The 25,103-nt window shown below is 63.1% G+C and carries 25 protein-coding genes; 10 read left to right on the top strand and 15 right to left on the bottom strand.

Annotated features, from left to right (window positions below):
• The first annotated feature begins 201 nt into the window (after window positions 1–201).
• From pdxR to ABD847_RS16480, 4 genes are all read left to right on the top strand, one after another.
• Window positions 202–1,692, top strand: coding sequence for a MocR-like pyridoxine biosynthesis transcription factor PdxR (gene pdxR / locus ABD847_RS16495; RefSeq protein WP_345015008.1), 1,491 nt, complete (start codon window positions 202–204; stop codon window positions 1,690–1,692).
• Window positions 1,693–2,088: 396 nt separating this feature from the next.
• On the top strand, window positions 2,089–2,391 hold the full coding sequence (locus ABD847_RS16490; RefSeq protein ID WP_345015006.1) for an XRE family transcriptional regulator: 303 nt from the start codon (window positions 2,089–2,091) through the stop codon (window positions 2,389–2,391).
• A gap of 38 nt (window positions 2,392–2,429) precedes the next feature.
• Window positions 2,430–3,599, top strand: coding sequence for a DNA cytosine methyltransferase (locus ABD847_RS16485; RefSeq protein ID WP_345015004.1), 1,170 nt, complete (start codon window positions 2,430–2,432; stop codon window positions 3,597–3,599).
• Between the two features lie 10 nt (window positions 3,600–3,609).
• A complete protein-coding gene (locus ABD847_RS16480) occupies window positions 3,610–4,377 on the top strand; it encodes a PmeII family type II restriction endonuclease (RefSeq protein ID WP_345015002.1) in 768 nt (255 codons plus the stop codon).
• Between the two features lie 84 nt (window positions 4,378–4,461).
• Here the strand turns inward: ABD847_RS16480 and ABD847_RS16475 are convergent, their stop codons facing one another.
• On the bottom strand, window positions 4,462–4,641 hold the full coding sequence (locus ABD847_RS16475; protein ID WP_345015000.1) for a DUF1127 domain-containing protein: 180 nt from the start codon (window positions 4,639–4,641) through the stop codon (window positions 4,462–4,464).
• A gap of 130 nt (window positions 4,642–4,771) precedes the next feature.
• On the opposite strand from ABD847_RS16475, the gene ABD847_RS16470 reads away from it, so the two are divergent.
• Window positions 4,772–5,683, top strand: coding sequence for a LysR substrate-binding domain-containing protein (locus ABD847_RS16470; RefSeq protein WP_345014998.1), 912 nt, complete (start codon window positions 4,772–4,774; stop codon window positions 5,681–5,683).
• Here the strand turns inward: ABD847_RS16470 and ABD847_RS16465 are convergent.
• Entirely contained in the window at window positions 5,653–8,130 is a 2,478-nt protein-coding gene (locus tag ABD847_RS16465) for a cation:proton antiporter domain-containing protein (protein WP_345014996.1), read from the bottom strand. The two genes, ABD847_RS16470 and ABD847_RS16465, sit on opposite strands and share 31 nt — an antisense overlap.
• Window positions 8,131–8,304: 174 nt before the next feature.
• Here ABD847_RS16465 and ABD847_RS16460 point away from each other — a divergent pair, with 174 nt between their 5' ends.
• The gene (locus ABD847_RS16460; RefSeq protein WP_345014994.1) at window positions 8,305–10,332 is read left to right on the top strand and encodes a phosphatase PAP2 family protein; all 2,028 of its coding nucleotides are present in this window, start codon (window positions 8,305–8,307) and stop codon (window positions 10,330–10,332) included.
• A 74-nt stretch (window positions 10,333–10,406) separates the two neighbouring features.
• Here the strand turns inward: ABD847_RS16460 and hemB are convergent, their stop codons facing one another.
• The 9 genes from hemB to crcB form a co-directional block, all read right to left on the bottom strand.
• On the bottom strand, window positions 10,407–11,423 hold the full coding sequence (gene hemB, locus ABD847_RS16455) for a porphobilinogen synthase (protein ID WP_345014992.1): 1,017 nt from the start codon (window positions 11,421–11,423) through the stop codon (window positions 10,407–10,409).
• Window positions 11,420–12,214: a TatD family hydrolase gene (locus tag ABD847_RS16450; protein ID WP_345014990.1), complete on the bottom strand. Its 795-nt coding sequence runs from the start codon at window positions 12,212–12,214 to the stop codon at window positions 11,420–11,422. Before ABD847_RS16450 ends, hemB begins: the two co-directional genes overlap by 4 nt.
• Complete coding sequence (gene tatC, locus ABD847_RS16445) at window positions 12,207–12,950, bottom strand: twin-arginine translocase subunit TatC (RefSeq protein WP_345014988.1); 744 nt, start codon at window positions 12,948–12,950, stop codon at window positions 12,207–12,209. Before tatC ends, ABD847_RS16450 begins: the two co-directional genes overlap by 8 nt.
• Entirely contained in the window at window positions 12,947–13,291 is a 345-nt protein-coding gene (tatB, locus tag ABD847_RS16440; protein WP_345014986.1) for a Sec-independent protein translocase protein TatB, read from the bottom strand. The genes tatC and tatB overlap by 4 nt, the downstream gene beginning before the upstream one ends.
• Before the next feature lie 3 nt (window positions 13,292–13,294).
• Entirely contained in the window at window positions 13,295–13,498 is a 204-nt protein-coding gene (gene tatA, locus ABD847_RS16435) for a twin-arginine translocase TatA/TatE family subunit (protein WP_345014984.1), read from the bottom strand.
• Window positions 13,499–13,535: 37 nt separating this feature from the next.
• Window positions 13,536–15,173, bottom strand: a complete 1,638-nt coding sequence (gene ubiB / locus ABD847_RS16430) for a ubiquinone biosynthesis regulatory protein kinase UbiB (protein WP_345014982.1) — start codon at window positions 15,171–15,173, stop codon at window positions 13,536–13,538.
• Window positions 15,170–15,784: a ubiquinone biosynthesis accessory factor UbiJ gene (locus ABD847_RS16425; protein WP_345014980.1), complete on the bottom strand. Its 615-nt coding sequence runs from the start codon at window positions 15,782–15,784 to the stop codon at window positions 15,170–15,172. The genes ubiB and ABD847_RS16425 overlap by 4 nt, the downstream gene beginning before the upstream one ends.
• Before the next feature lie 12 nt (window positions 15,785–15,796).
• Window positions 15,797–16,543 (bottom strand): bifunctional demethylmenaquinone methyltransferase/2-methoxy-6-polyprenyl-1,4-benzoquinol methylase UbiE, encoded by a 747-nt coding sequence (gene ubiE, locus ABD847_RS16420; protein ID WP_345014978.1) that lies wholly within the window; start codon window positions 16,541–16,543, stop codon window positions 15,797–15,799.
• A 61-nt stretch (window positions 16,544–16,604) separates the two neighbouring features.
• On the bottom strand, window positions 16,605–16,979 hold the full coding sequence (gene crcB / locus ABD847_RS16415; RefSeq protein ID WP_345014976.1) for a fluoride efflux transporter CrcB: 375 nt from the start codon (window positions 16,977–16,979) through the stop codon (window positions 16,605–16,607).
• A 200-nt stretch (window positions 16,980–17,179) separates the two neighbouring features.
• Between crcB and ABD847_RS16410 the strand changes: the two genes are divergently transcribed.
• Complete coding sequence (locus ABD847_RS16410) at window positions 17,180–17,836, top strand: 7-cyano-7-deazaguanine/7-aminomethyl-7-deazaguanine transporter (RefSeq protein WP_425568477.1); 657 nt, start codon at window positions 17,180–17,182, stop codon at window positions 17,834–17,836.
• 382 nt (window positions 17,837–18,218) lie between these two features.
• On the top strand, window positions 18,219–20,960 hold the full coding sequence (gene polA / locus ABD847_RS16405) for a DNA polymerase I (RefSeq protein ID WP_345014972.1): 2,742 nt from the start codon (window positions 18,219–18,221) through the stop codon (window positions 20,958–20,960).
• A 358-nt stretch (window positions 20,961–21,318) separates the two neighbouring features.
• On the opposite strand, the gene yihA is transcribed toward polA, so the two are convergent.
• Window positions 21,319–21,969, bottom strand: a complete 651-nt coding sequence (yihA, locus tag ABD847_RS16400; protein ID WP_345014970.1) for a ribosome biogenesis GTP-binding protein YihA/YsxC — start codon at window positions 21,967–21,969, stop codon at window positions 21,319–21,321.
• A gap of 108 nt (window positions 21,970–22,077) precedes the next feature.
• Between yihA and ABD847_RS16395 the strand changes: the two genes are divergently transcribed.
• Entirely contained in the window at window positions 22,078–22,665 is a 588-nt protein-coding gene (locus ABD847_RS16395) for a DNA-J related domain-containing protein (RefSeq protein WP_345014968.1), read from the top strand.
• Here ABD847_RS16395 and ABD847_RS16390 read toward each other — a convergent pair.
• From ABD847_RS16390 to ABD847_RS16380, 3 genes are all read right to left on the bottom strand, one after another.
• Window positions 22,662–23,285: a LysE family translocator gene (locus ABD847_RS16390; protein WP_345014966.1), complete on the bottom strand. Its 624-nt coding sequence runs from the start codon at window positions 23,283–23,285 to the stop codon at window positions 22,662–22,664. The two genes, ABD847_RS16395 and ABD847_RS16390, sit on opposite strands and share 4 nt — an antisense overlap.
• A 46-nt stretch (window positions 23,286–23,331) precedes the next feature.
• Window positions 23,332–24,006 (bottom strand): DUF3334 family protein, encoded by a 675-nt coding sequence (locus ABD847_RS16385; RefSeq protein ID WP_345014964.1) that lies wholly within the window; start codon window positions 24,004–24,006, stop codon window positions 23,332–23,334.
• A gap of 96 nt (window positions 24,007–24,102) precedes the next feature.
• Window positions 24,103–24,339 carry a hypothetical protein gene (locus tag ABD847_RS16380; RefSeq protein WP_345014963.1) on the bottom strand — a complete coding sequence of 79 codons (237 nt, stop codon included), beginning with the start codon at window positions 24,337–24,339 and terminating at the stop codon, window positions 24,103–24,105.
• A gap of 194 nt (window positions 24,340–24,533) precedes the next feature.
• Here ABD847_RS16380 and yihI point away from each other — a divergent pair, with 194 nt between their 5' ends.
• On the top strand, window positions 24,534–25,100 hold the full coding sequence (gene yihI / locus ABD847_RS16375; protein ID WP_345014961.1) for a Der GTPase-activating protein YihI: 567 nt from the start codon (window positions 24,534–24,536) through the stop codon (window positions 25,098–25,100).
• Window positions 25,101–25,103: the final 3 nt, after the last annotated feature.

Raw genomic sequence — 25,103 nt, 5'->3', positions numbered from 1 at the left:
TGGGATGCCAATTTCCGCAGGTTGCATGAAAACGATATTTTTTCGCCCTCTTATTCACTTCTACCGACAGAGTTGCTGGTGGGATAGGGCCAGATTGACCGGGGAAATGGGACAGATGTTTGTGCTGAAGTTATTTCAGCAGGGCCATACGGCATATGGCTTGCATTGTTCGGTTTTTCGGCAAGGGGAGAGGGGCTCGGTATGATAGAGCAGTGTCTGCTGATTGATTTTTCAGGGGATCGGGGGCTGCAGGAACAGCTGCGGGAAGCCTTGGTCAGCCTGATCCTGGCAGGCCGCTTCCTGCCGGACGAACCCGTGCCCTCCTGCCGCAGCCTGTCGGAGCAGCTGGGGATCTCCCGCAACACGGTCGCCCTGGTCTACGAGAGCCTGCGGGACGACGGTTACCTCATCAGCCGGCCCCGCAGCGGTTACTATATCGACCCCCGCTACACCCCCCAGGCCCGCAAAGAGGAGCCACCGGTCGCCCTGGCGCCCCAAAGTGCACAGGATGCACCAAACTGGAGCGATCGCTTCCAGATCTGTCCCAGCGACATGGTCACCATCAGCAAACCGGCCCAGTGGATGAAGTATGACTACCCCTTCATCTATGGTCAGCCCGACACCTCCCTGTTCCCCATGGAGCAGTGGCGGGAGGCGGCCCGCATGGTCACCGGCAGCCTGCGGGATCACCGCTGGCTGCTGGATCAGGTGGATCAGGACTGCCCCATGCTGCTGGAACAGCTGCGCACCCGGGTGTTACCCAAGCGTGGCATCACCGCCAGCAACGACGAGATCCTCATCACCCTGGGCACCCAGAATGCCCTGAGCCTGCTCTCCCAGCTGCTGATGAACCGGGAGACCCGCCTGGGGGTGGAGAGCCCCTGTTTCCGCGAGGCCATCAACACCTTTGCCCTGCAGGGCTGTCAGATAGTGCCCCACGGGGTGGACGACGAGGGCCTGGTGCTGTCGGCGGACTCCGAGACCTGCGACTTCTTCTACGTCACCCCCAGCCACCAGGCGCCCACCGGGGTACACATGAGCAATGCCCGCCGCCAGGCCCTGCTGCAGCAGGCCATAGCGCGGGATCAGATCATCATCGAGGATGACTTCGACTCGGACACCAACATAGAGAACCACCCCAAGCCGGCATTGAAGGCCCATGACCGCAACGGCCGGGTCATCTATGTCAGCAGTCTCTCCAAGGCCCTGGCCCCCGGCCTGCGGCTGGGTTACCTGGTGGGGCCGGCGGAGCTCGTCGACGAGTTGCGGGCCCTGCGCCGCCTGCTCTACCGCCATCCGCCGGCCAACATCCAGTACCAGATGGCCCACTTCCTGGCCCAGGGGCACTACGAGACCTATCTGCGGCGCTTTCGCGAGCACTCCACCTACCGCTGGAGCCTGCTGGCCGAGGCGCTGGACAAGCACCTGCCCCAGTGCCGGCATAATGGCAACCGCGCCACCGCCTTCTGGGTGCAGGCCCCCGCTCAGATCAACACCCAGCGGCTGGCCTGGCGGGCCGCCCATGCCAGCGTGCTGATTGAGCCCGGGATCAACCACTTCCTGGAGGCGGCACCGCCCCAGCACTTCTTCCGCCTGGGCTTTCATGCCATCCGCCCCGAGGCGATCAAGCCCGGCATCCAGCGGCTGGCCGAGGCGCTGGACAAGGAGCTGCAGCGGGCCGAGCAGGGCTAACATACTAAGCGTAATAGAGCTACATTTTGGCTATGTTATTGTATTCTTTGTATTCTTTGAAAAAAGGGGGGGCTCCTATTGTAGATTTGCACGAGTCTCAATATGGACGTATCCCGAAAAACGTTGAATGGTGTTTAACTTTCGCTCAGTGACTAGGCGCAAATTGGGCTGTTTTTGCTTCACGATCCCACCCTGCATCTCAAACACTGTATCGTCGAAATTCGTCGCTTCTGACGCAACAAGAAGTAGGCAATTGAGCACGATAGATTTTGAGTCATGTTAAGGCGTTTTTTCATAAATTTATGACAGCTAACATACATATAGACAGCAGGTCATTTATCTATGACTTGTAATCATATATGGATGACTCGAACTCACAATGCTATCCTTCGAACCATGACCTATACCGAGTTTCAACGGCACATCGGCAAAGCTGGTTTGACGATAAAATCCTTTGCTGAACTGATTCAAATGAATCGAATTTCCCTATCAAACTACGCCAAGGTGGGTGAGGTGCCTTCACATCTTGGTGTCATTGCTGCATTGTTGGGGGAAATGGCCGACAGTGGTATCGACTTTTACGAGGTGTTTTCTCGCATTGAAATTTCGCCGAAAAAACCGCGTGGCGCGGGTAAAAACGGGCGATTTGGCGGGAGCTCCGAGCGTGACCTGTGTGATGCGGATAGGCAAAAAAAGTAACGCCGGATGGCGAAACCAATTGAACGATCGGATACCCTATGATTACTAAATCTAATACAGTTGTTTCACTCTCAAATACTCCAGCATTTCCGGTTGTTTCATTATTCTCTGGAGCAATGGGCTTAGACCTCGGTCTAATATCGGCGGGACTGCATGTGGCAGTTTCACAAGATTTTGACAAATGGTGTATCGAGACGATTCGTCGAAATGGTCATGTCGCGGTAGAAGGTGATATTCGTGAGCTGATCGCCAATGATCCTGCCTGTAATTTCCTTCTGTCGGCCGGAAAACTGCGCAGAGAAGATGTTTTTGCCGTAGTCGGGGGCCCTCCGTGTCAGTCATTTTCGACAGCAGGAAAACGCAAAGGTGTGGAAGATTCGAGGGGAACACTTTATGAACAGTTTTTGCATGTTGTCACGGAGATCCGGCCGCGGTTCTTTGTTATGGAGAATGTCAAAGGGTTAATTTCGATGCTGTCCGACCCAACGGACAAACAATCGGTTCCAGTGCTTGATGTGATACTAGAGCACTTTAGGGCTATTGGATACCATACGGTTCATGCGCTCGTGGATGCTGTTCACTATGGCACTCCCCAGTTCCGTGAACGATTAATTATCATTGGTAGTCGGGATGCTGAACCAATATTTATTCCTGCCCCAACGCATTTTCACATGCACCAAGATCCTGATATGCGTTGGAGAACGCTACATGATGCTATCGCAGATATTCAGAGTGAGTGTGGTTCGCATGCAAACTTCTCTCCGAAAATTGCACACTATCTAAAGATGGTTCCAGAAGGGGGAAATTGGCGATCTCTTCCTGCCAGTGTCACCGAGGAAGCTATGGGCGGTGCTTACCATTCTGGTGGTGGTAAAGTTGGTTTCTTTCGCCGTCTCTCTTATAGTGAACCGTCTCCAACCCTAGTAACAACACCAGTTCAGAAGGCTACGGTGTTGTGTCATCCGCGAGAAACTCGACCGCTCTCCGTTCGTGAATATGCTCGAATACAGCAATTCCCGGATACATGGCAGTTTGAAGGGAAAGTGGCAGATTGTTATCGTCAGATTGGAAATGCTGTTCCTGTACCACTCGGTCGAGCTATTGGCCAAATGCTCTTATCTGTGGCCCATGGTAACTCTGAGATTCGAGTCAAACGGATGCGAGGAACATCGGTTCATGCAAAAATGAAAGAAATTTCAAATTTATAACGAGGCTATCGTGATCAATGACCAAAAGTTGAAAACTAGAGTTGGTGAATTACTTGATGTTTTGTACCAGAAGCGATTTGCGAATTTACAAAAACTAACACTTACGACGCTCATCAATAAGAACCCTTATCTTTACCGAGCCATTGGCGTTGATGATCCAGCGGAATTTATTGATCAACTTCTTGCCGCACGCGTATCGAGTTCTGACGAAACAATTTTTGGCAACGACTTCTTAGAGCCGCTGGTCATTTGGTCTGCACGCGAGTCAGATCAACATGGTGATACAGGGAGGCTTGTTTCTGTAGGTGCGGGAGCTGGACAGGATGTCGCAATAGAGACGGCCACAGCCTATCTCGCTATTTCTGTAAAGTCTGGGAAAAATATCTTTAACTCTCAGAGTACAAAAGGGCAATCGACAGAGTTTGATGCTCTACAGGCTAGGTTGAAAAAGCTAAATAAACAGTTTCGTCCAATTATAGGCTATGGTTACGGTCGAAAGCGTCCCAATCTCGAGTCACCTGTTGAGAAGCTTGCAGGTCAAGCATTTTGGCAATTGCTCACTGGGGAACCAGATTATTATCTTCGCATTGCTCGTACCATCGGTGTCTTTGCTATATCACATGGTGAAGCCTATAAAAATGCTTTTTCCTTGAAGAAATCACAACTGCTTCGTGAGTTCATGCTTAATTTCGTTTCTGAATCTGGAGAGGTAATGTGGGATGCAGTTGTTACTTTTAATAGTTCAGAGAATCGCCCTAGGGCTCTCAAGAAAAAATAATTGGTGAGCAGGTCGGCGTCGTTCATCAATTCCAAGGCTGGATTGTTTCGTAGCTTGCCCAGCATCTCTGCTGGGCTGCTCTGGCTAGCGCCAGAAGGGCTTGTTCATCTCCGCCTGCCACTGCTCCCGGCTGATGCCGATGTCCTTGAGCTGATGTTCCGACAACTGGCTCAGGGCCAGCCTGTCCTGATGATTGCGCCGCCAGCGGCGCAGCAGCGCCAGCAAGACTCGAACCCCTGACTTAAGCCTTCCTAATGGTCTCAAAAAGCGACCTTCCTGGGTTATTGACTGGGCCATCGACACACCTCCTTTTCTGATGCGATGATGGCTCATCATGGTCGGTGCCCCTTGGCCGAACAAACGGGAAAAACTGCGATAGGTATTAGGTGAACTTATGTCAGATCTCATGCACCGCCTGAAGGCGCTGGCGGTGTTGCAGGCGGTGCTGGAGACGGGCTCCTTCAGCCAGGCGGCCCAGCGGCTGTTTATCACCCAGTCGGCGGTGAGCCAGCACGTCAAGCAGCTGGAGGCGACCCTGGGGCTGCTGTTTGTGCGGGGGGCCCGCCAACTGATCCCCACGCCGCTGGCGGAGGGGCTGCGGCCCTACCTCAGCCAGGGCTTTGCCCAGTTGCAGGCCGGCTGGCAGCAGGCCCAGGGACGGCATGACAACCAGGTGGTGACCATTACCGTGCTGCCGTCCTTTGCCAGCTGCTGGCTGTTTCCCCGGCTGCCCAGCTTCAACCGCTGCTGCCCCGAGATAGAGCTGCGGCTGTCGGTGAGCGATCAGGTGCAGGATCTGACGGCGGGGGCCCTGGATCTGGCCATCCGCTTCGGCCAGGGCCAGTATCCCGGCCTGGTGGTGGAGCGGCTGATGGACGACGAGTTGTTCCCGGTGGCGGCCCCCTCCTTGCTGGCCAGCCAAGGCACCCCGACCAGTCCGGCGGACTTGGCTGATTACCTGTTGCTGCGGGACAACTCGCCGCCGACCATGAACTGGCCCGGCTGGCTGGCCAAGGCGGGGCAGGGGGATCTGGCGGTGCGCTACGGCATGATGGTGTCGGATGCCGGCCAACTGCTGGGCATGGCCCAGGCGGGGCTGGGCATCGCCCTGGCCCGCCGTTCCCTGCTGGGCACCAGCCTGGAGGACGGGCGACTCACCCGGCTGTTTGACATCGGTCTGCTCAGCCCCTTTGCCTACTACCTGGTGCAGCGGCCCCAGTCCGCCGGCCGGCCGGCGGTGGGGCGCTTCGTCCGCTGGCTGCGCCAGGAGATCCGTCAGCCCGGGGCAGGCTGCGGCGCCAGCTGAGCGGCGATGGCATCGCTGATGTTGCGGGCCAGCACAGGATCCCGCGCCGCTATGCTGCGCACCTGGCTGAGGGGCAGCCAGAGCAGATCGCAGGGCCCCTCGGCGTAGAGGGTTTCGCCGTAGTGGCCGGTGAGCAGGGCCTCCAGCCCCAGCGTGCTGCCGGGGGCCTGAACGGGCTGGCCGGCACAGCGCAGGTGGCCGCGGCCCAGCACCACCAGGGCCTCCGCCGGGGCGCCGCCGTGCAGCAGCTGCTCCCCCTGGGCGTGGATGCGGCGGCGGACGCAGTGGCTTAGGGCCTGCAGGCTGCTCTCCCGCACGCCGGCGAGCCAAGGCGCCTGCTTGAGGATGGGGCGAAAGTCGGTGGGGGTGTCGAAGCGCGGCATGTGCCGCAGCCCGGCCAGCCGGCTCTCCACGTCGCGGACCAGCTTCTGGGCCTCCGAACTCTCCAGCTTGGCCTCCGCTTCCAGCTGTTCGATGAGATAGCGCTCCTTGTTCAGCATCACCCGCCGGGCGGTCTGGGTCTCCAGGCTGTAGGCCACCTCGGGAAAGCTCTCCTGCAGCTGGCGTATCATGGCGATGGCCTCCTGCTTGTTGAGGGCGATGCGGGCCTGCACCTCCTGGGTCAGGGCGTCCGACGGGCTCAGGGCTTCGGCGGTGCTGCTCATCTCCTCCTGGGCCTGGATGAAGCCCCGCGCCACCTCGTAACCCAGGGCCATGCGGCCGAACGACAGACTCAGCAGCCAGCGGTTGAGCCAGCGGGCCTGGCCCTGCAGCCCCAGGGCGCCCATCAGCCTGAGCAGGGGCGGGGTGCCCCACAGGCGGTAGAGTTCCACCCGCGGGCCGATACAGGGCTCGCCGTCCAGGGCGTGCTCCACCGCCTCGGTCAGGTGGCGCACCGCGTGGCGCTCCAGCGCCCCCTCCCGAAACAGGAGCCAGTAGTAGCGCCGCTCCGCCTCCAGGATGCGCCGCTGATAGGCCACCGCCAGCTCGCGATTATCCTGCGGGCTGCTCTCGGATAGCGACTCCCGCGGTGGGGCTTCCTCCAGCGCCAGGCTGTGACTGACCTGACGCCAGTCGGCCCGTGCCATCAGGGGGTCCGCCTGCAGATCCGCCATCTGGCGACTCAACTGCTCGGCGATGCGCCGCCGGGCGCTGGCCACCGTCGCCTGCTTGGCCGGCGGCAGGCGATTCAGGCCCAGGTGAGCCAGCAGGCTGCCCATGCTGGTGCCGTTGATGGCGATGGACAGCAGCACGATACCGGCGGCCAGGAACAGCACCTGATCCCCCACCTCAGCCGGCAATCCCGGCTGGTTGGCCACCGTCAGGGCCAGGGCCAGGGAGACGGCGCCCCTGAGCCCGCCCCAGGTGAGCACCATGGCCTTCTGCCGGTTGATGGGCATGCCCACCTTGCCCAGCAGGGGCATGAAGAGGGCGATGGCGGCGCCCCGGATGACGAACACCCCCAGATACAGCAGCCCCAGCACCCACCACCAGGCCAGCATGCCCTCGGAGATCCGCAGGGCTATGATGAGGCCCACCAGCAAAAAGATCAGGGTGTTGGCGATGTAGGCGCTGATCTCCCAGAAGTGGTGGAGGAACTGGGCCACCTCCACCGAGATGCGGGTGCGGCCCGGCCCGGCAAACAGCAGGGCCAGTATCACCACCGCCACCACCCCGGAGACATGCAGCAGGTGCTCGGCCAGGAAGTAGGCCAGGTAGGCGCAGACGATGCTGATGCTGATCTCCACCAGGGGATCGTTGTAGATGCGCTCTATCCACCACAGGGCCAGGCCCCCCACCAGCAGGCCGGTGGCGCCGCCCATCAGCACCACCCAGGCAAACTCCAGGCTGCCATCCACCAGGTCCATCTGGGCCTGCCCGGTCAGCATGGCCAGAAACAGGCTGAACAGCACTATGGCGGTGCCGTCGTTGAGCAGGGACTCGCCGTCGATCAGGGTCTCCAGCCGCTTGCGGGAGCTGACCTCCTTGAGCAGGGCCACCACGGCCACCGGATCCGTGGCGCTGATGAGGGCGCCGAACAGCAGGCACAGGGGCCAGCTCCACTCCCAGGGCAGCAGCCAGCGCAGCAGCAGGGCGGTGAGCAGCACAGCCACCACCAGCACCGGGATGGCCAGCAGGGCGATCTGGTTGGCCAGCCGGCGGAACAGGTGGGTCTCCATGGCGAAGGCCGACTCGAAGATCAGGGTGGGCAAAAACAGGAACAGCAGCAGGTGGGGCTCGATGCGGGTCAGCTGATCCAGCCCCTGGGTCAGGGCAGCCTGGGGGTCACCCCAATAACGACTGGCCAGGCCGATGAGCAGCCCCATCAGCAGCAGGGCCACGCTGTAGGGCAGGGGGCTGTGCCGCAGGCTGCGCCGCACCAGGGCGCCGAGCAGCAGCCCCACTATGCCAAACAGCACCAGGAGCACGGGGTAGTTGTGGGTCATGACGACCTCCGACCAGTTTTCTTAAAGGATAGCCCCGGGTCGGGCCGGGCACGCGGCGTCATCAAAGCGCCATGGGGTTGTCATTGGGCTGACCTTGGGCTGTCACAGAGGCTGGGAATACTGGGTCGGCTAAAGAGCATTCACTCTAAACCCATATAAGGAATAGGTTTTTCCATGAGATTACTGCGTCTTGCCCCGTCGGTGACGGCCCTGGCGGTCACCCTGGCCCTGGCGGCCTGTAATGATAGCGATAGCGCCAACAGCACTCAGGTGACCAAGGCCGCCGTGCCCACCGGCCTGGGCAGTGAGTTGAGTGTGCCGGTGCCGGCGGTCAGCTATCCGCTGCCGGCGGTGGACAACATCACGGGCAACAACGGCAAGGCCGCCACCGGCGAGTCGGTGAACAAGTACGACATAGCCTACAACCCTGTGATCAAGGTGCTTTCCGGCTTCAGCCAGATCTGGACCCTGGGGGACGAGGCCTGGGCCAGCGGCGGGGCCAATGGCTCTGGGCCGTCCGATTTCTCCAACGTCACCATAGTGGATCCCACCGTCTGGCGGGAGAACATCGCCTACGTGGTGAAGGTGACACAGGCCCGCACCTACCAACAGGCCCTGGAGGCCTACCTGGATGATCGCCGGGACAAGAACTTCAGCGTGATTGACGGCATGGGCCCCTTGACCCACGACTACCTGGCGGGGTCCGGTGCCCGTTCCAACGTCAACCATACGGTGGCGGATCTGGAGCGCGACCTGAATGACAGCGCCTACTTCAACGCCAATGAGGCTATCGCCTACGAAGAGGGGGGCGATGATGACGCCGCCAAGGGCAGCAGCGACTCCGCCCTGGGCAAGGTGGTGGATCTGGTGGCCCTGCTACGCAACAGCTCCGCCTCCACCTCGCCGGCAAAGTACTATTTCACCTCACCGCGTCCCTGGCGGATGAACGATGACGGTGAGGTGGTGGCCCTGACCGATCAGACCGAGACCCTGGGCGACAAGACTTTCCCCGTCTATGAAACCAGCGTCAGCGTGGTGCCGTCCCTCAAATATGTGCGCTCCACCTCTGGTTTGGGCAAGGATGGCGGCTATCCCAGCGGCCACACCAATGCCGGTTACCTGGCGGCCTGGGCCTATGCCTACGCCCTGCCGGAGCGCTTTGCCGAACTCATTACCCGTGGCTCCCAGCTGGGGGAAAACCGCATCCTGGCCGGCATGCACTCGCCGCTGGATGTGATAGGTGGGCGTATCCAGGCGCAGGTGGTGGCCGCCGCCGCCCTCTACAACAGCGATAATGCCGAGCTGAAGCAGGCGGCCTATGCCAACGCCGGCGACTACTTTGGCGCCCTGGCCGGTGACGACACCATCTATCAGCTGGCCCATGTGGCCGACAGCGACGATGCCTGGGCCGATCACGATGCGGTCAAGGCCCTGTACCGCTGGCGCATGACCTATGGCTTCACCCAGGACACCAGCAAGGCCGGCCAGGCGCCTGTGGTGCCGGAAGGCGCCGAGGTGCTGCTGGAAACCCGCTTGCCTTACCTGAGCGATGCCCAGCGCCGGGCCGTGCTCTACACCACGGAAGTGGACTCCGGCTACGCCGTGCTGGATGGCTCCAATGGCTGGGGGCGGCTGGACTATGTCACCGCCGCCGATGGCTATGGCGCCTTCTTGGGGGATGTGACGGTCAACATGGATGCCAGCCAGGGCCGTTTCAGTACCCATGACTGGTGGCGCAATGACATCGGCGGCAGCGGCCTGCTGACCAAGCAGGGCACGGGCACCCTGACCCTGACCGGCAGCAACAGCTACAGCGGCGGCACCCTGTTGCAGGGTGGCACCCTGGAAGGCACCTCTACCAGTGCCTTCGGCAGCGGCGATGTCTATGTGCAGGATGGCACCCTGGCGGTGGATGCCAGCGGTACCCTGGTGGTGGGCGGCAGCCTGACCATGGACGCCGGCACCCTGGCCCTGACCCTGGACGAGGACGACAGCCAGCTGAGCGTGGCCAACACCCTCTACCTGGATGGCGGTAGCCTGAGTCTGGATCTGTCCGACTACCAGCCCGCCTCCGGCACCCGCCTGACCCTGGTCAGCGCCGGCCAGCTGCACGGTGAGTTTGCCAGCGTCACCGCCAATCAGGGCTATCAGGTAAGCCTGAGCTATGGCGACAAGCAGGTGACCGCCACCCTGACCAAGTAAGCCAACCGATGATCAAAAAAGAGCGCCGTTCGGCGCTCTTTTTTTGGGGGGTGATATCCTCTCCTGCCGGCGAACTAGATCTTGGGCTCCTGCAGCCACTGGGCCACCCGCTTGGCGAAGTAGGTGAGGATGCCGTCGGCCCCGGCGCGCTTGAAGCAGAGCAGGGATTCCAGGATGCACTCGCGCTCCTTCAGCCAGCCGTTCTGGATGGCGGCCATGTGCATGGCGTATTCGCCGCTCACCTGATAGGCGAAGGTGGGCACGCCGTATTGCTCCTTCACCCGGCGCACCACGTCTAGGTAGGGCATGCCGGGCTTGACCATCACCATGTCGGCGCCTTCGGCCAGGTCCATGCCCACCTCCAGCAGGGCCTCGTCACCGTTGCCCGGATCCATCTGGTAGGTCTCCTTGCTGGCCTTGCCCAGGTTGGCGGCCGAGCCCACCGCATCGCGGAACGGACCGTAGTAGTTGGAGGCGTATTTGGCGGAATAGGCCAGTATCTGGGTGTTGACGAAGCCGTGATCCTCCAGGGCCTGGCGGATGGCGGCGATGCGGCCGTCCATCATGTCTGACGGGGCCACCACGTCGGCGCCGGCGCGGGCGTGGGACAGGGCCTGGCGCACCAGGGCGTCCGTGGTGGCCTCGTTCATCACGTAACCCGTGTCATCCAGCAGGCCGTCCTGACCGTGGGAGGTGTAAGGGTCCAGTGCCACATCCGTGATGACGCCCAGCTGGGGATAGGCGGCCTTGAGGGCCCGCACCACGGTAGGCACCAGCCCCTGGTCGTCCCAGGCGGCTTCGGCCGCTTCGCTCTTGGCTTCCAGCCCCACCACGGGGAACAGGGCGATGGCGGGGATGCCCAGTGCCACCAGCTCGCCGGCTTCGCTCAGCAGCCGATCCAGGCTCAGCCGCTCCACCCCCGGCATGCTGGCCACCGGTTCCCGGCGGTTCTCCCCTTCCAGCACAAACACCGGATAGATGAGGTCATCCACCGTCAGAACCTGCTCGCGCACCAGGCGGCGGCTGAAGTCGTGGGCCCGCAGGCGGCGCGGGCGCCTGGCGGGGAAGGGGCTGTGGACATACTGGGTCATGACATTGCCTCGTCAAGTTGGAACAGGGCCCGGGCGGCGGCGCTGGTGTGGGCCAGCAAGGCCGCCAGGGATTCGCCCCGCAGGGCCGCCACCGTGGCGGCGATGTGGGGCAGGTGGGCCGGGCTGTTGCGCCGGCTCTTGGGTTTGGGGCTCAGATCCCGCGGGATGAGATAAGGCGCGTCTGTCTCGATCAGCAGGCGGCCGGCGGGGATCAGGGGTACCAGCTCCCGCAGGGCCTGGCCACGGCGCTCGTCGCAGATCCAGCCGGTGATGCCGATGTGCAAGTCCAGCGCCAGGCACTGCTCCAGCTCGGCCCGGTCGCCGGTGAAGCAGTGCAGCACGCCGCCCGTCAGCTGCGATCGCCAGGGGGCCAGCAGGGCGGCGAAGCGGTCATGGGCATCGCGGCAGTGCATGAACAGCGGCCGCTTAAGGCGGGCCGCCAGGGCCAGCTGGGCCTCGAACACCGCCTCCTGCACCGGCCGCGGCGAGAAGTCGCGGTTGAAGTCCAGACCGCATTCCCCCACCGCCACCACCTGGGGCAGGGCCTGCAGGCCCTCCAGCCGGGTGATCCAGCCGTCCGCCACCGACTTGGCATCGTGGGGATGGACTCCGGCGGTGCAGTAACAGACGCCGGGCCAGCGGGCGGCCAGCTCGGCGGCGGCCTGGCTATCGGCCAGATCCGTGCCGGTGAGCAGCAGGGTGCGGACGCCGGCGGCCTGGGCCTCGGCCACCACGACCGCCTCGTCGCCGGCAAACTGTTCGCTGGTCAGGTTGACGCCGATATCAATCATGCTCGGCATCCTCGGGATCCCGGGGCGGCGGCGTCAGCCGGCCCAGCCAGAGTCCCAGCTCGAACAGCAGGCAGATGGGAATGGCCAGCAGGGTCTGGGACAGCACATCCGGCGGGGTCAGCAACATGCCGACGACGAAGGCGCCGACGATGACATAGGGACGCTGGCGGGCCAGCTGGTCGGGGGCGATCACGCCGCTGCGGCACAGCAATATCATGGCCACCGGGATCTCGAACACCAGGCCGAAGGCGAAGAACAGCGCCAGCACGAAGTCCAGGTAGTTGGCGATGTCGGTGGCCACCGTCACCCCCTCGGGGGCCGTGGCGCTGAAGAAGCCGAAGATCACCGGGAAGACGGCGTAGTAGGCGAAGGCCAGCCCCAGGTAGAACAGCAGGGCGCTGGAGATGACCAGCGGCAGGATCAGCCGGCGCTCATGCTTGTAGAGACCTGGCGCCACGAAGGCCCAGATCTGGTAGAGCACCCAGGGGATGGCCAGGAAGAAGGCCACGAACAGGGTCAGCTTCATGGGGATGAAGAAGGGGGTGGCCACCCCGGTGGCGATCATGGTGCCGCCCTGGGGCAGGGCCGCCAGCAGGGGCGCCGCCAGGAAGTGGTAGATGTCGTTGGCGAAGGCAAACAGGGCGAGAAACAGGCCACCCACCACGGCCAGGGCCAGCAGCAGGCGGCGGCGCAGTTCCACCAGATGGGCGATGAGCGGCAGTGATTCCTGGCTCATGAGGGTTTGTGCTCCTGGGGATCGGCCGGTTGCACCGGGGCATGGGGAGGGGCGTCGCGCAGCTGGGCCATGGCGGCATCCTCGGCGGCCTCGGGCTCATCCGCCACGGGCGGGCTGTCGGGGCGGGTCGGTTGCAGGGTCTGGGCTTCCCGCAGCTGCTGTTGCAGCTCGGAGATCTGCAGCTCCCGGTCCAGCTCCTGTTTGACGTTGTTCAAGGTGCTGCGGGCGGCGTGCAGCCAGCGGGCCACCAGGCGCACCGCCGAAGGCAGGCGCTCCGGGCCCAGCACCACCAGGCCGATGAGGGCCACCAGGGCCAGCTCCCAGAAGCCGATATCGAACATGGCTTAGGCCTTGGGCGGTTGCGGATCGTTGTGATCGTCGGACTTGCCGCCGTCCTTCTCGTCGCCTTTCTCTTCACCCTTCATGGCGCGCTTGAAGTCTCTGAGGGCGGTGCCGAGATCGCCCCCCAGGCCGCGCAGCTTCTTGCTGCCGAACAGCAGGAAGACGATGAGGGCGATGAGCAGCAGTTCTGTGATGCCAAAATTCATGATCTGTCCTTGTCTATGCGCTCGGGGTCACCGAGATCTAGGCGCCCAGGCGACTGCTGCGCCAGGCTTGCAGCCAGCTGACGGCGGCGCCCGCCAGGCTCCAGGGCGCCCAGTGAGCGTTGGGGCCATTCAATAACAGCACGCCGGCCAGCAGCAGACTGGTGCCCAGCACCAGCCAGAGGCGGTTGCGGCTCTGACGCTGCTGCTGGTGATGGAACTGCCGGTAGAGGCGGTCGAACTGGTGCTGCTGGCGTTGGGCCTGCTGCAGCACATCGTAAAGCATGTCGGGGAGCTGGGGCAGCTTCTCCGCCCAAAAAGGCGCCTTTTCCTTGATGGTGGTCCAGGCGGCCTGGGGGCCGATCTGCTGGCGCATCCATTGTTCCAGGAAGGGCTTGGCGGTCTGCCACAGATCCAGCTGGGGATAGAGCTGGCGGCCCAGCCCTTCCACGTACAGCAAGGTCTTCTGCAGCAGCACCAGCTGGGGCTGCACCTGCATGTGGAAGCGACGGGCGGTGTTGAACAGGTTGAGCAGCACCTGGCCGAAGGAGATCTCCGCCAGCGGCTTGGCGAAGATGGGTTCCAGCACGGTGCGGATGGCAGCCTCGAACTCCTCCACCTTGGTCTCGGGCGGTACCCAGCCGGAGGCCACGTGCAGCTCGGCCACCTTGCGGTAGTCGCGGTTGAAGAAGGCCAGGAAGTTCTCCGCCAGGTAGCGCTTGTCCTCCCGGTTGAGGGTGCCGACGATGCCGCAGTCGATGCCGATCCACTGGGGATCTTCGGGATGCAGGTAGGAGACGAAGACGTTGCCCGGGTGCATGTCGGCATGGAAGAAGCTGTCGCGGAACACCTGGGTGAAGAAGACCCGCACCCCCCGCTCGGCCAGCAGCTGGAGGTTGGTGCCGTTGGCCTCCAGGGCCCCCTTGTCGGAGACCGGGATGCCGTAGATGCGCTCCATCACCAGCAGATCCGGCCGGCAGAAATCCGTGTAGACCTTGGGCACGTACAGCTCGGGGGAGCCTTCGAAGTTGCGGCGCAGCTGGATGGCGTTGGCCGCCTCGCTCATCAGGTTGAGTTCGGCCTCCAGGGTCTTGCGGTATTCCACCACCACCTCCACCGGCCGCAGCCGGTTGCGGGGGAACAGCCAGGCCACCCAGCCGGCCAGGGCGGCCATCAGCCGCAGGTCGGCGTCGATGACCGGGCGGATATCCGGCCGGATCACCTTGAGCACCACTTCTTCACCCGTGCTCTTGAGGCGGGCGGTGTGCACCTGGGCCACCGAGGCGGAGGCCAGGGGGCTGATGTCAAACTCGTCGAACAGGGCTTCTATGGGCTGTTTCAGGCTGGCCTCGATGCGATCGCGGGCCGCCTCGCCGGGGAAGGGCGGCACCCTGTCCTGCAGCAGGGCCAGCTCGTCGGCCAGATCCCGCGGCAGCAGATCCCGGCGGGTGGAGAGCATCTGACCGAACTTGATAAACACCGGGCCCAGAGCCTCCAGGGCCAGCCGCAGGCGGGTGGCGCGGGACTGGTCCTTGTGGCGGTTGCCCAGCCAGAACAGGCTGTGGCGCAGCAGGCGCACCGGCCAGGGGCGCAGGGCGCGGGGGATCAGCTCATCCAGGCCGTGGCGCAGCAGCACGGCGCCGATGCGGTAGGCCCGCAGCAGCTCCGCCGGTCTCATGGCGCCACCTGGTGCAGCAGGCGCTCCACTCTCAACTGGGTCTGCTCGAAGCGGCGGCGCAGGGCGTCCACGTCGTCGCAGAAGGCCGCCACCTCCAGCGGTCCCGGTGCCAGCCGGGCCTCTTCTGTGATGTATTCGGCCAGATCCTGGCGCAGCAGTTCCAGCTGGCGGCTGGCCCCCTGATGCAGCTGGCGCAGGCCACGGCACAGGCCGTGAGCCAGCACGTCACCCGTATAGTGGGACAGCTGCTCCTCCCAGTCGATCTCCAGCCGGCCGAACAACACGGCCACGGCGTTGATGAGGCCGGGATCGCCGCTGATGTCCAGCTTCTCCTCGCGGATGTAGCGGGTCAGCAGGCCTGGGTCCTTGAGCAGCGGCAGGGCCGCCAGGGAGAGGGAGAGGCTAGCGTCGGCCTGCCCCTCATACTGCCCCAGGCAGTCCACCCGCCCCGGGCTGAACAGCAGCCACAGGGGAGGGGTGAACTCCCGCAGCTGGATCTGCACCCGCTTGCCGGCCAGGTGCTCGCCGCGGGCCCGGCTGGCGGGATCCAGGGCCAGTAGCTGGTTGATGGCCGTTTCGATGGTGGCGAGCAGCAGGCTGGGCAGGGGCATGGGATTCCTCGTTTAGAACTTGTAACCGCGGTGCAGGGCGACCACGCCCTGGGTCAGGTTGTAGTAGCTGACCTCTTCGAAGCCGACGTTTTCCATCATGCTCTTGAGGGTCTCCTGATCCGGGTGCATACGAATGGACTCGGCCAAGTACTTATAGCTGTCGCCATCCTGGGTCACCAGCTGGCCGATGCGCGGTAGTACGTTGAAGGAGTAGAGATCATAGACCTTGCTCATCAGCGGCTGGGTGGGCTTGGAGAACTCCAGTACCAGCAGGCGACCGCCGGGCTTGAGCACCCGGAACATGGAGGCCAGGGCAGCGTCCTTGTGGGTGACGTTGCGCAGCCCGAAGCTGATGGTGATGAGATCGAAATGGTTGTCCGGGAAGGGCAGGGCCTCGGCATTGGCCTGCACGTAGCGGATGTTGTTCACCAGCCCCAGGTTGCGCAGCTTGTCGCGGCCCACCTTGAGCATGGAGTCGTTGATGTCGGCCAGCACTACCTCGCCCTTGTCCCCCACCATGCGGGAGAAGCGGGCGGTGAGATCGCCGGTGCCACCGGCCAGATCCAGCACCTTGTGACCGGGGCGCACGCCCGCGCAGTCGATGGCAAAGCGCTTCCACAGGCGGTGAATGCCGAAGGACATCAGATCGTTCATCAGATCATACTTGGCGGCCACCGAGTGGAACACGCCGGCCACCAGGGCCTCTTTTTCCATCTCGGCCACCTGGGTAAAGCCGAAGTGGGTGGTTGCTTCTGTCATACCTACATCCATGGTTCCTGCGAAATCCACCGAGTTTACCGCAAAAGGGGGGTGAGGGGATCTAGCCGCGGTTGATCATCCACTGCATGCCCAGCCAGGTGAGGCCCAGACACAGGGTGACGTTGAGCAGCACGTTGAGGGCGCCCTTGAGCCAGGCGCCCTGTTGCAGCAGCACCAGGGTGTCCAGCGAGAAGGAGGAGAAGGTGGTCAGCGCCCCCAGCAACCCCACCATGATCAGCGGCCGCCAGGGCTGGGCTTCGATATAGCCCTGCTGCACCGCGCCTATCATCAGGCCCATGATGAGGGAGCCCAGCAGGTTGACGCTCAGGGTGCCATAGGGAAAGGCGCGGCCCAGCAGGCTGGCCATCAGTTCGGTGAGGCTAAAACGCAGACAGGCGCCAATGGCGCCACCACAGGCAACAAACAGATAGGTCATGGGATCCTCCCTTTAGGCTGCCAAGGATCCCGGCTGGCGGCGGCCTTGTCAACGCCGGGGCCGGCCGGATGATCCTCTGGATCCCGATTGATCCTTGCCGCGCCTTCTAAACTGCGTATAATGCGCCGCCTTGCCTGCTTCTGGCTGGCAGATGGGTTCCCTCACCCCATCGGATTGCACATCAAAAAGGACACAATATGCTGCCTGTTATCTCCGCGCCCTACCGGACGGCGCTCATTCGTCTGGCCTGGTTCCATGTGGCTGTGATTGCCGCCAGTAATTACCTGGTGCAACTGCCCATCAGCCTGTTTGGGCTGCACACCACCTGGGGAGCCTTCAGCTTTCCGTTCACCTTCCTGGCGACGGATCTGACGGTTCGCCTGTTTGGCGCGGCGCTGGCACGGCGCATCATATTGACGGTCATGTTGCCGTCCCTGCTGCTCTCCTACCTGTTGGGAGTGCTGTTCATGCAGGGGCAGTTCCAGGGATGGTCCCAGTTGCTGGCGCCCAATCCCTTCGTGGCGCGCATCGCCTGCGCCAGCTTCATGGCCTATCTGCTGGGGCAGATCTTGGACGTCTCCATCTTCAACCGCCTGCGCCAGCTGCGCTGGTGGTGGGCGGCGCCGGCGGCGTCCACCCTGGTGGGCAACCTGCTGGATACTCTGGCCTTCTTCGGCATCGCCTTCTGGCACAGCTCGGATCCCTTCATGGCCGAGCACTGGCCGGAGATCGCCACCGTGGACTACGGCATCAAGCTGCTCATCAGCCTGGGGCTGTTCGTGCCGGCCTACGGGGTGCTGCTGCGTTACCTGAGTCGTCGCCTGCTGGGCCAGTCGAGTCTGTCGCCGGCTAGCTGATGTTTTTTGCAGCAGGATGTCAGCCTTGTGATCTGTCGCACGTCGCCGGTATCGGCGTCGTGCAAAATATGGCCTCGGCCTCCGGGCGGAGCCAAACAAGACGGTTTGTGGCACGCCACGCCGTCTCCCCCAGAAAGGTTGTCCACATTTTCATGTTGGCGCCTGACGGAAGAGCGCAGTTAGCGTTCACTATCTAAGTCCTTGTAGTTTAAGACTTGTTGTCGGAAGTAATCACTGACGTCGCCGCTGTGACGCCAGCGATGGCCCCTGTCTTCAACAGAGATATCCACAGCTTTTGTTCGTTATGCACAGGCGTTCCCTTGGTTCGCCCCCCGCCCTGTGGCATCCTTAGCGCCACCTCGTCAGTTGCAGGATCCTCGTCATGACAACCGCTGCACCCCTCATACTGGTGGACGGCTCGTCCTACCTTTATCGTGCCTTCTTTGCCTCCCAGCAGGCCAACCTGCGCACCGCCGACGGCCGTCCCACCGGCGCCGCCCGGCTGATGACCAACATGCTGCGCAGCCTGCTCAAGCAATACCCGGAATCCCCGGTGGCTGTGGTGTTCGATGCCAAGGGCAAGAGCTTTCGCAACGACCTGTATGCCGACTACAAGGCCCACCGGCCACCCATGCCGGATGACCTGCGGGCGCAGGTGGCGCCCATTCATGCCATCGTCAAGGCCATGGGGCTGCCGCTGCTGATCATCGACGAGGTGGAGGCGGACGATGTCATCGGCACCCTGGCCCGTCAGGCCACCGAGCAGCAGATCGACACCCTGATCAGCACGGGGGACAAGGACATGGCCCAGCTGGTGTCCGAGCATGTCACCCTGATCGACACCATGAAGGGGGAGACCACGGATCGTCAGGGGGTGGTGGATCGCTTTGGCGTGCCCCCTGAGCTCATCATCGATTACCTGGCCCTGATGGGGGACAGCAGCGACAACATCCCCGGCATGCCGGGGGTCGGCCCCAAGACGGCGGTGGCCCTGCTGAGCGGCATGGGGGATATCGAAGCGGTGGCGGCCAATCTGGATCAGGTGGCGGCCCTGGGCTTTCGCGGCAGCAAGACCTTTGCCGACAAGTTCCGCGAGCACCTGGCGATCATCCGCCTCTCCCGCACCCTGGCCACCATCAAGACGGATGTCGAGCTGCCCCTGGGCATCGCCGACATCGGCAAACCGGCGCCGGATCTGGCCGCCTTGCAGGCTCTGTATGGCGAGCTGGAGTTCAAGGGGCTGATCGAGGAGCTGGGCGGTGCCGTGGCGGCCAAGGCCGCCAGTCAGGCCGAACTGCCGGACGCGCCCGCCGAGCTGGACTATCAAACCATCCTCACCGAAGCAGACTTTGCCCACTGGCTGGCCCGCTTGCAGGCCGCGCCCCTGTTTGCCTTCGATACCGAGACCGACGGCCTGGACTACATGCAGGCGAAGATAGTCGGCGTCTCCTTTGCCATTGAGGCGGGGCAGGCGGCCTATGTGCCCCTGGCCCACGACTATCTGGGGGCGCCGGCTCAGCTGGACCGCGACTGGGTGCTGGGCCAGCTCAAGCCGCTGCTGGAGGATCCGGCCCGACCCAAGGTGGGCCAGAACCTCAAGTTCGACCGCAATGTGCTGCAGAACCATGGCATCAAGCTGCGGGGCATCGCCTTTGACACCATGCTGGAGTCCTATGTGCTGGATGCCACCGCCACCCGGCACAACATGGACGATCTGGCCGACAAGTACCTGGGCCACAAGACCATCACCTTCGAGGAGATCGCCGGCAAGGGAGTCAAGCAGCTGACCTTCAACCAGATCGAGCTGGAGCAGGCCGCCCCCTATGCCGCCGAGGATGCCGACATCACGCTGCGGCTGCATCAGACCCTGTGGCCGCGCCTTGAGGCCGAGCCCAAGCTGGCCGAACTGTTTACCAGCACCGAGCTGCCGCTTATCGGCGTGCTGGCGGACATGGAGCGCACCGGCGCGCGCATCGACAGCCAGCGGCTGGGGGAGCAGAGCCTGCAGCTGGCGGCGCGGCTCAAAGAGCTGGAGGAGCAGGCACACCTGCTGGCCGGCGAGCCCTTCAACCTGGCCTCCACCAAGCAGCTGGGGGAGATCCTCTACACCAAGCTGGGCCTGCCGGTGCTCAAGAAGACCCCCAAGGGGGCGCCGTCCACCGCCGAAGAGGTGCTGGTGGAGCTGGCGGAGAACTACGAGCTACCGCGCCTGTTGCTGGAGCATCGCTCCCTGGCTAAGCTCAAGTCCACCTACACCGACAAGCTGCCCCTGATGATCAACGCCGCCACCGGCCGGTTGCACACCTCTTATCATCAGGCGGTGACCGCCACGGGGCGGCTCTCGTCGTCCGATCCCAACCTGCAGAACATCCCCATCCGCACCGAGGAGGGCCGGCGCATTCGCCAGGCCTTCGTACCGGCGGCCGGCTACAAGCTGGTGGCGGCGGATTACTCCCAGATCGAGCTGCGCATCATGGCGCACCTGTCCGGGGACGCGGGGCTGCTCAAGGCCTTTGCCGCCGGCCAGGACATCCACCGCGCCACCGCCGCCGAGGTGATGGGGGTGAGCCCGGAGCAGGTGACCAGCGATCAGCGCCGCAACGCCAAGGCCATCAACTTCGGCCTCATCTATGGCATGAGCGCCTTCGGCCTGGCCAAGCAGCTGGGCATTCCCCGCAGTGAAGCCCAGCACTACATGGACAGCTACTTTGCCCGCTATCCCGGGGTGCTCACCTACATGGAGCGCACCCGCCAGCAGGCCGAGGAGCAGGGCTACGTGGAGACCCTGTTCGGCCGGCGCCTCTACCTGCCGGACATCAAGGCCCGCAACCAGGGGCTGCGCAAGGCGGCGGAGCGGGCCGCCATCAACGCGCCCATGCAGGGCACGGCGGCGGATATCATCAAGCGCGCCATGCTCACGCTGGCGGACTGGATAGCCCAGCAGCCTGAGGGGCGCATCCGCATGCTGATGCAGGTGCACGATGAACTGGTGTTTGAGGTGCAGGAGGATCAGGTGGACGCCTGTTTGCCGGAGATCCGCCGGCTGATGGGCGAGGCGGCCAATCTGGATGTACCGCTGGAGGTGGGCATCGGCGTGGGAGATAACTGGGATCAGGCCCACTGACAAAATTTATGATGGTCAGGGAACTTATTCTCGAAACCACTGACTAATTAGTTACATGGAAATTGGACCATTTTGTTGACCCCGTCTTGTATGGGGTCTTTTTTTGCCCGCGATTTGGTTGGCCATGAAAATGGTCTCAATCAAGTTATGGAAAAATAAAGAGAAATAAACCGTTTTCACGATCTTTTCAGCTCGGCCGAGCTTAGTTAGATTGGGCGCGTAGGGTATAGAGGTAAGATGTTCTATCAATCAGACCTTTAATTTTTCACCTAGTGTGAGAGCTTAAACTAGCTGCCCCGGTGCGTTTGCACCGGGGTTTTTTTATGGGCGAGTGCCCGGCAAGCGGGATCAGGCGGGATCAGACGGGATCGACGAGCTCGTCGTCTTGCGCCGCGGCGTCTTCGTGCTCCAGATACCAGCGGCTCAGCACCTGGCTCACCAGCTCCACACCTATGCCTTTCAAGGAAGAGAAGGCTTCCACCTGGACGTCGCCGCCAAACTCGGCCACCTGACGGCGGACCTGCTGGACTATGGTCTTGCGCGGGCCCGGGTTGAACTTGTCACACTTGGTCAGCAGCGCCAGCACCTTGATGCCGTTGGCGGTGGCCCACTCCAGCAGCTGGGTGTCCGTGTCCTTGAGCGGGTGGCGGATGTCCATCAGTAGCACCAGCCCCTTGAGGGATTCACGCTTCTGCAGGTATTCGGACAAGGAGGCCTGCCACTTGCGCTTCATCTCCTCGGGCACCTGGGCATAGCCGTAGCCGGGCAAGTCCACCAGCCGCTTGCCGGGTTCCAGCTCAAACAGGTTGATCAACTGGGTACGGCCCGGGGTCTTACTGGTGCGCGCCAGCTGACGCTGGCCGGTGAGGGCGTTGAGGGCGGAGGATTTGCCCGCATTGGAGCGCCCTGCGAAGGCCACTTCCACACCGTCGTCATCCGGCAGGTGCCGGATATCCGGGGCACTGGTCACAAAGTGGACCTTATGAAAGTTCAGGGTCTGGTTTTCCAAGGTGAGTTCCCCGTGGTGAGTCAAAAGTGGGTCGGGCCTGTCGGGTTGACGCCGTCAAGCCCGGCAGCCGAACATAATAGCATGACTCACTCACCTGTGGATCGTCCCGTGTCCCTGTCTTCCCCGGCGTCTGCCGACGATAACCCCTTATTGCTGCCCTTGCTGGCCCGGCTGCAAGCGGCCGAGGGGCCCTGCAAGCTGCATGAGCTGATGACCCAGCTACAGGCCGACGGCCTGCTGCCGCGGGGCCAGGCCGGTGATGATCTGGGGCTGTTTCGCACCAACTTCCTGCTGATGAACGGCCTGTACCAGCTGCAGGGGCTCTTGTCCCGGCAGGGCGACTGGCTGGCGGTCAGCCCGCTGGATCTGCATATCGATGTGGGGCAGGTGTCGAGGGGGAGCCTGCAGGCCTCGGATCCTCTGCGGGACTACTACCTGGATTGGCAAAATCTCTGGCAGACCGACGAGGCCGAGGTGACGGCTCTGCTGGCGGGGTTTTGGCAGGCCTTCTGCTACCAGGTTGAGCCGGCGGCCCGTCTGGCGGCGTTGGCGGTGCTGGAGCTGCCCCAGAGCGCCTCCCAGGCCGACATCCGTCGGCGCTGGAAGGCCCTGGCCCTGGCGCATCATCCCGATCGCGGGGGTGAGGTGGGGCGCTTTCAGGCCATCGAGCTGGCCTGGCGGACCCTGCGGGATTAGCGCTCTGTCACCAGCAGGCGCAGGGCCAGGCCGGCAAACAGGGTGCCGGCGACGCGGTTCATCCAGCTCTCGGCCTTGGGCTGGCGGGCAAACCAGTTGCCCAGCCGGCCGGCCAGCAGGCTGATGAAGCCGAACACCAGCAGGGCGCAGAGGATGAAGAGCCCGCCCAGCAGCAACAGCTGCGGTGCCAAGGGGCCTTGCTCCGGCTGGGTGAACTGCGGCAGGAAGGCCAGGAAGAAGATGGAGACCTTGGGATTGGTCAGGTTCATCAGGATGCCGCGCCGGTAGAGGGCCTGGGACGACAGCTGGACCTGCTCGCGGCTCAGCCCCTGAGCGCCGGCCCGCCAGGCGCCCCACGCCAGGTAGAGCAGGTAGGCGGCGCCGCCGACTTTCAACAGGGTGAAGGCCAGGGCGGAGGCCTGAAACAGGGCGGCCACCCCCAGGGCCACGGCGGAGGTGTGGACTATGAGTCCGGTGGCCAGGCCCAGGGTCACCAGGTAGCCGGCCTTGGGGCCGCGCAGCATGGCCTGCCCCAGCACGAACAGGTTGTCCGGACCCGGCGCCAGACAGAGCAACAGGGCGCTGGTGAGAAACAGCAGCAGGGTATGGGGGTCGAGCATGACGCCTCCTTGGCAAAACAAAGGCCGCCTATCGGCGGCCTTGGCATCATAACCCCAGGGAGGCGAGCAGGTCATCCTGCTCCGAGCTGTCGCCGGACTTGCTTTCCGACTGGGCGGCGGGCTGGCTGTTGCCGGCCAGGATGGCATCGGGGTCCACCACTTCGGGTTGGAAGTCATGCAACTGGATGAACTCCGTCTTGTCCATGGCCAGTTCCAGATAGAAGATGTTGTTGCGGGTGGTATAGAAGGAGACGCGGCGGGCCTGGGGGCGGTCCAGGTTGGTGTCCACCGAGATCAGCACCTGCTTGTTGAGGGTCAGCATCTTGGGCTGGCTCTGGCTGATGGAGGTCTGCAGCTGCTGGCTCACCTTGCCGGTGAAGTCGCCCAGTATCTGGTTCATCAGCTCGCCCATCACGTTGCCCACCTCGTCGGAGGTGTGCTGGGTGGCCAGCTCCTCCTGCGGAATGCCCATGCTCATCAGGTAGCTCTGATAGACCTCCATGGCAGCCGCGGCGGTGAAGTTGATCACCACCAGGCCGGAGAAGGCGCCGTCGAACAGCACGAAGCAGCCGAGATCGGGTTTCAGCGAGGTCTTGTGGATGCGCTGCACCATGGGGGAGTAGTTGATATCCAGTCCGCTGGCGGCACCCAGCACGTCGGTGACGGAGTTACACAGCTTGATCAGAATGTCTTCTGTGGTAACGGCCTCGTTCTTTTTCATGATGTATCCCTTGAGGAGCAGGTGCCAGGGCACCTGGGGGCCTGTGTCGTTATCAAATTCTAGCCACAATAGTCCGGGCCAGGAATGGCGTCCAGCTTAGCGGCGCCGCCGGTTGAGGGCGGCCGTCACCACTATCATCTGGTGGGGGATGATGCACACCAGCCCCAGCAGGATGATCAGGGTGTCCACCCCCAGTCCGCCGAGGCTGATATACCAGTTGGCCGGCAGCAGGTGAAACAGGTCGAAGTGTTCCAGTATGCCCCAGGCCAGCAGCAGGGAGCCGATGAGGTTGAGGATGTGGGCGTACAGGGGAATGGGAATGCGCTGAGCCATGGCGAGCCTATGCTTGATAAGGATGAAGGCCGGATTCTAACGCCCTTTGCCCGGGCCCTGACAAGCGCCGGGATGCAAAAGCGTGGCCGCCGTCCTGCCGCAGTTTGGACATGCCTTGGGTGGCTCGGCCTTTCGTGGCACAATGTCGGCCCGCCGGCCTTGGCCCGGTTCACTTGATTCAGTCGGAGAGCGTCATGAAAACCAGCCCCAAACCCGCCGCCCGCAAGGCGCCCAAGCGTGAGTCTGAAGAGCAGGCCCGGGTGGCCCGCGAGCGTAAGCGCGCCGCCAAGCGCAAGGGGCTCAAGGCCGGCAGCCGGCACGGTGAGGCGACCCAGGATGACAAGGCCAAACGCGGTGGCCAGCCGGCAGATCCCCGGGTGGGTTCCCGCAAGCCGGTGAGCCTGGCCCCCAGCGCCCCCGCTAAACCCAAACCGAAGGCCAAGCCGGTCACTCAGGCCAAGCCGGATCCGGCGGCTCTGGAAAAGGAGCTGCTGGCCATCGAGAACGATGAGCGCTTGAGTCGTCTGCTGGATCGGCTGGACGAAGGTCAGCCCATCACCAGCGAGGAGCAGGACTGGGTGGATGCCCAGCTGGCCCGCCACCAGGCCCTGATGGCCGAACTGGGGCTGGACGACGAGGATGAAGACGACGAAGCGCCGGCCGATGAGTCAGCCCATAGCGAGGAGCTGTGGCAGCGTTTCATGGATGACAATTTCGATCCCAATGCCCTGGGTGACGAACCCCGCCAGGGCAAGCAATAAGGC

Origin of the sequence: Pseudaeromonas paramecii (genome assembly GCF_039540575.1) — a bacterium.
Classification (GTDB): Bacteria; Pseudomonadota; Gammaproteobacteria; order Enterobacterales; family Aeromonadaceae; genus Pseudaeromonas; species Pseudaeromonas paramecii.
The sequence above is the reverse complement of the archived record's forward strand: the minus strand, read 5'-3'. Positions and strand labels throughout refer to the sequence as shown.

Coding starts and splice junctions, on each gene's coding strand:
- pdxR (WP_345015008.1), top strand. CDS start 202: ATGATAGAGCAGTGTCTGCTGATTGATTTTTCAGGGGATCGGGGGCTG.
- ABD847_RS16490 (WP_345015006.1), top strand. CDS start 2,089: ATGACCTATACCGAGTTTCAACGGCACATCGGCAAAGCTGGTTTGACG.
- ABD847_RS16485 (WP_345015004.1), top strand. CDS start 2,430: ATGATTACTAAATCTAATACAGTTGTTTCACTCTCAAATACTCCAGCA.
- ABD847_RS16470 (WP_345014998.1), top strand. CDS start 4,772: ATGTCAGATCTCATGCACCGCCTGAAGGCGCTGGCGGTGTTGCAGGCG.
- ABD847_RS16465 (WP_345014996.1), bottom strand. CDS start 8,130: ATGACCCACAACTACCCCGTGCTCCTGGTGCTGTTTGGCATAGTGGGG.
- ABD847_RS16460 (WP_345014994.1), top strand. CDS start 8,305: ATGAGATTACTGCGTCTTGCCCCGTCGGTGACGGCCCTGGCGGTCACC.
- hemB (WP_345014992.1), bottom strand. CDS start 11,423: ATGACCCAGTATGTCCACAGCCCCTTCCCCGCCAGGCGCCCGCGCCGC.
- ABD847_RS16450 (WP_345014990.1), bottom strand. CDS start 12,214: ATGATTGATATCGGCGTCAACCTGACCAGCGAACAGTTTGCCGGCGAC.
- tatC (WP_345014988.1), bottom strand. CDS start 12,950: ATGAGCCAGGAATCACTGCCGCTCATCGCCCATCTGGTGGAACTGCGC.
- tatB (WP_345014986.1), bottom strand. CDS start 13,291: ATGTTCGATATCGGCTTCTGGGAGCTGGCCCTGGTGGCCCTCATCGGC.
- tatA (WP_345014984.1), bottom strand. CDS start 13,498: ATGAATTTTGGCATCACAGAACTGCTGCTCATCGCCCTCATCGTCTTC.
- ubiB (WP_345014982.1), bottom strand. CDS start 15,173: ATGAGACCGGCGGAGCTGCTGCGGGCCTACCGCATCGGCGCCGTGCTG.
- ABD847_RS16425 (WP_345014980.1), bottom strand. CDS start 15,784: ATGCCCCTGCCCAGCCTGCTGCTCGCCACCATCGAAACGGCCATCAAC.
- ubiE (WP_345014978.1), bottom strand. CDS start 16,543: ATGACAGAAGCAACCACCCACTTCGGCTTTACCCAGGTGGCCGAGATG.
- crcB (WP_345014976.1), bottom strand. CDS start 16,979: ATGACCTATCTGTTTGTTGCCTGTGGTGGCGCCATTGGCGCCTGTCTG.
- polA (WP_345014972.1), top strand. CDS start 18,219: ATGACAACCGCTGCACCCCTCATACTGGTGGACGGCTCGTCCTACCTT.
- ABD847_RS16390 (WP_345014966.1), bottom strand. CDS start 23,285: ATGCTCGACCCCCATACCCTGCTGCTGTTTCTCACCAGCGCCCTGTTG.
- ABD847_RS16385 (WP_345014964.1), bottom strand. CDS start 24,006: ATGAAAAAGAACGAGGCCGTTACCACAGAAGACATTCTGATCAAGCTG.
- ABD847_RS16380 (WP_345014963.1), bottom strand. CDS start 24,339: ATGGCTCAGCGCATTCCCATTCCCCTGTACGCCCACATCCTCAACCTC.
- yihI (WP_345014961.1), top strand. CDS start 24,534: ATGAAAACCAGCCCCAAACCCGCCGCCCGCAAGGCGCCCAAGCGTGAG.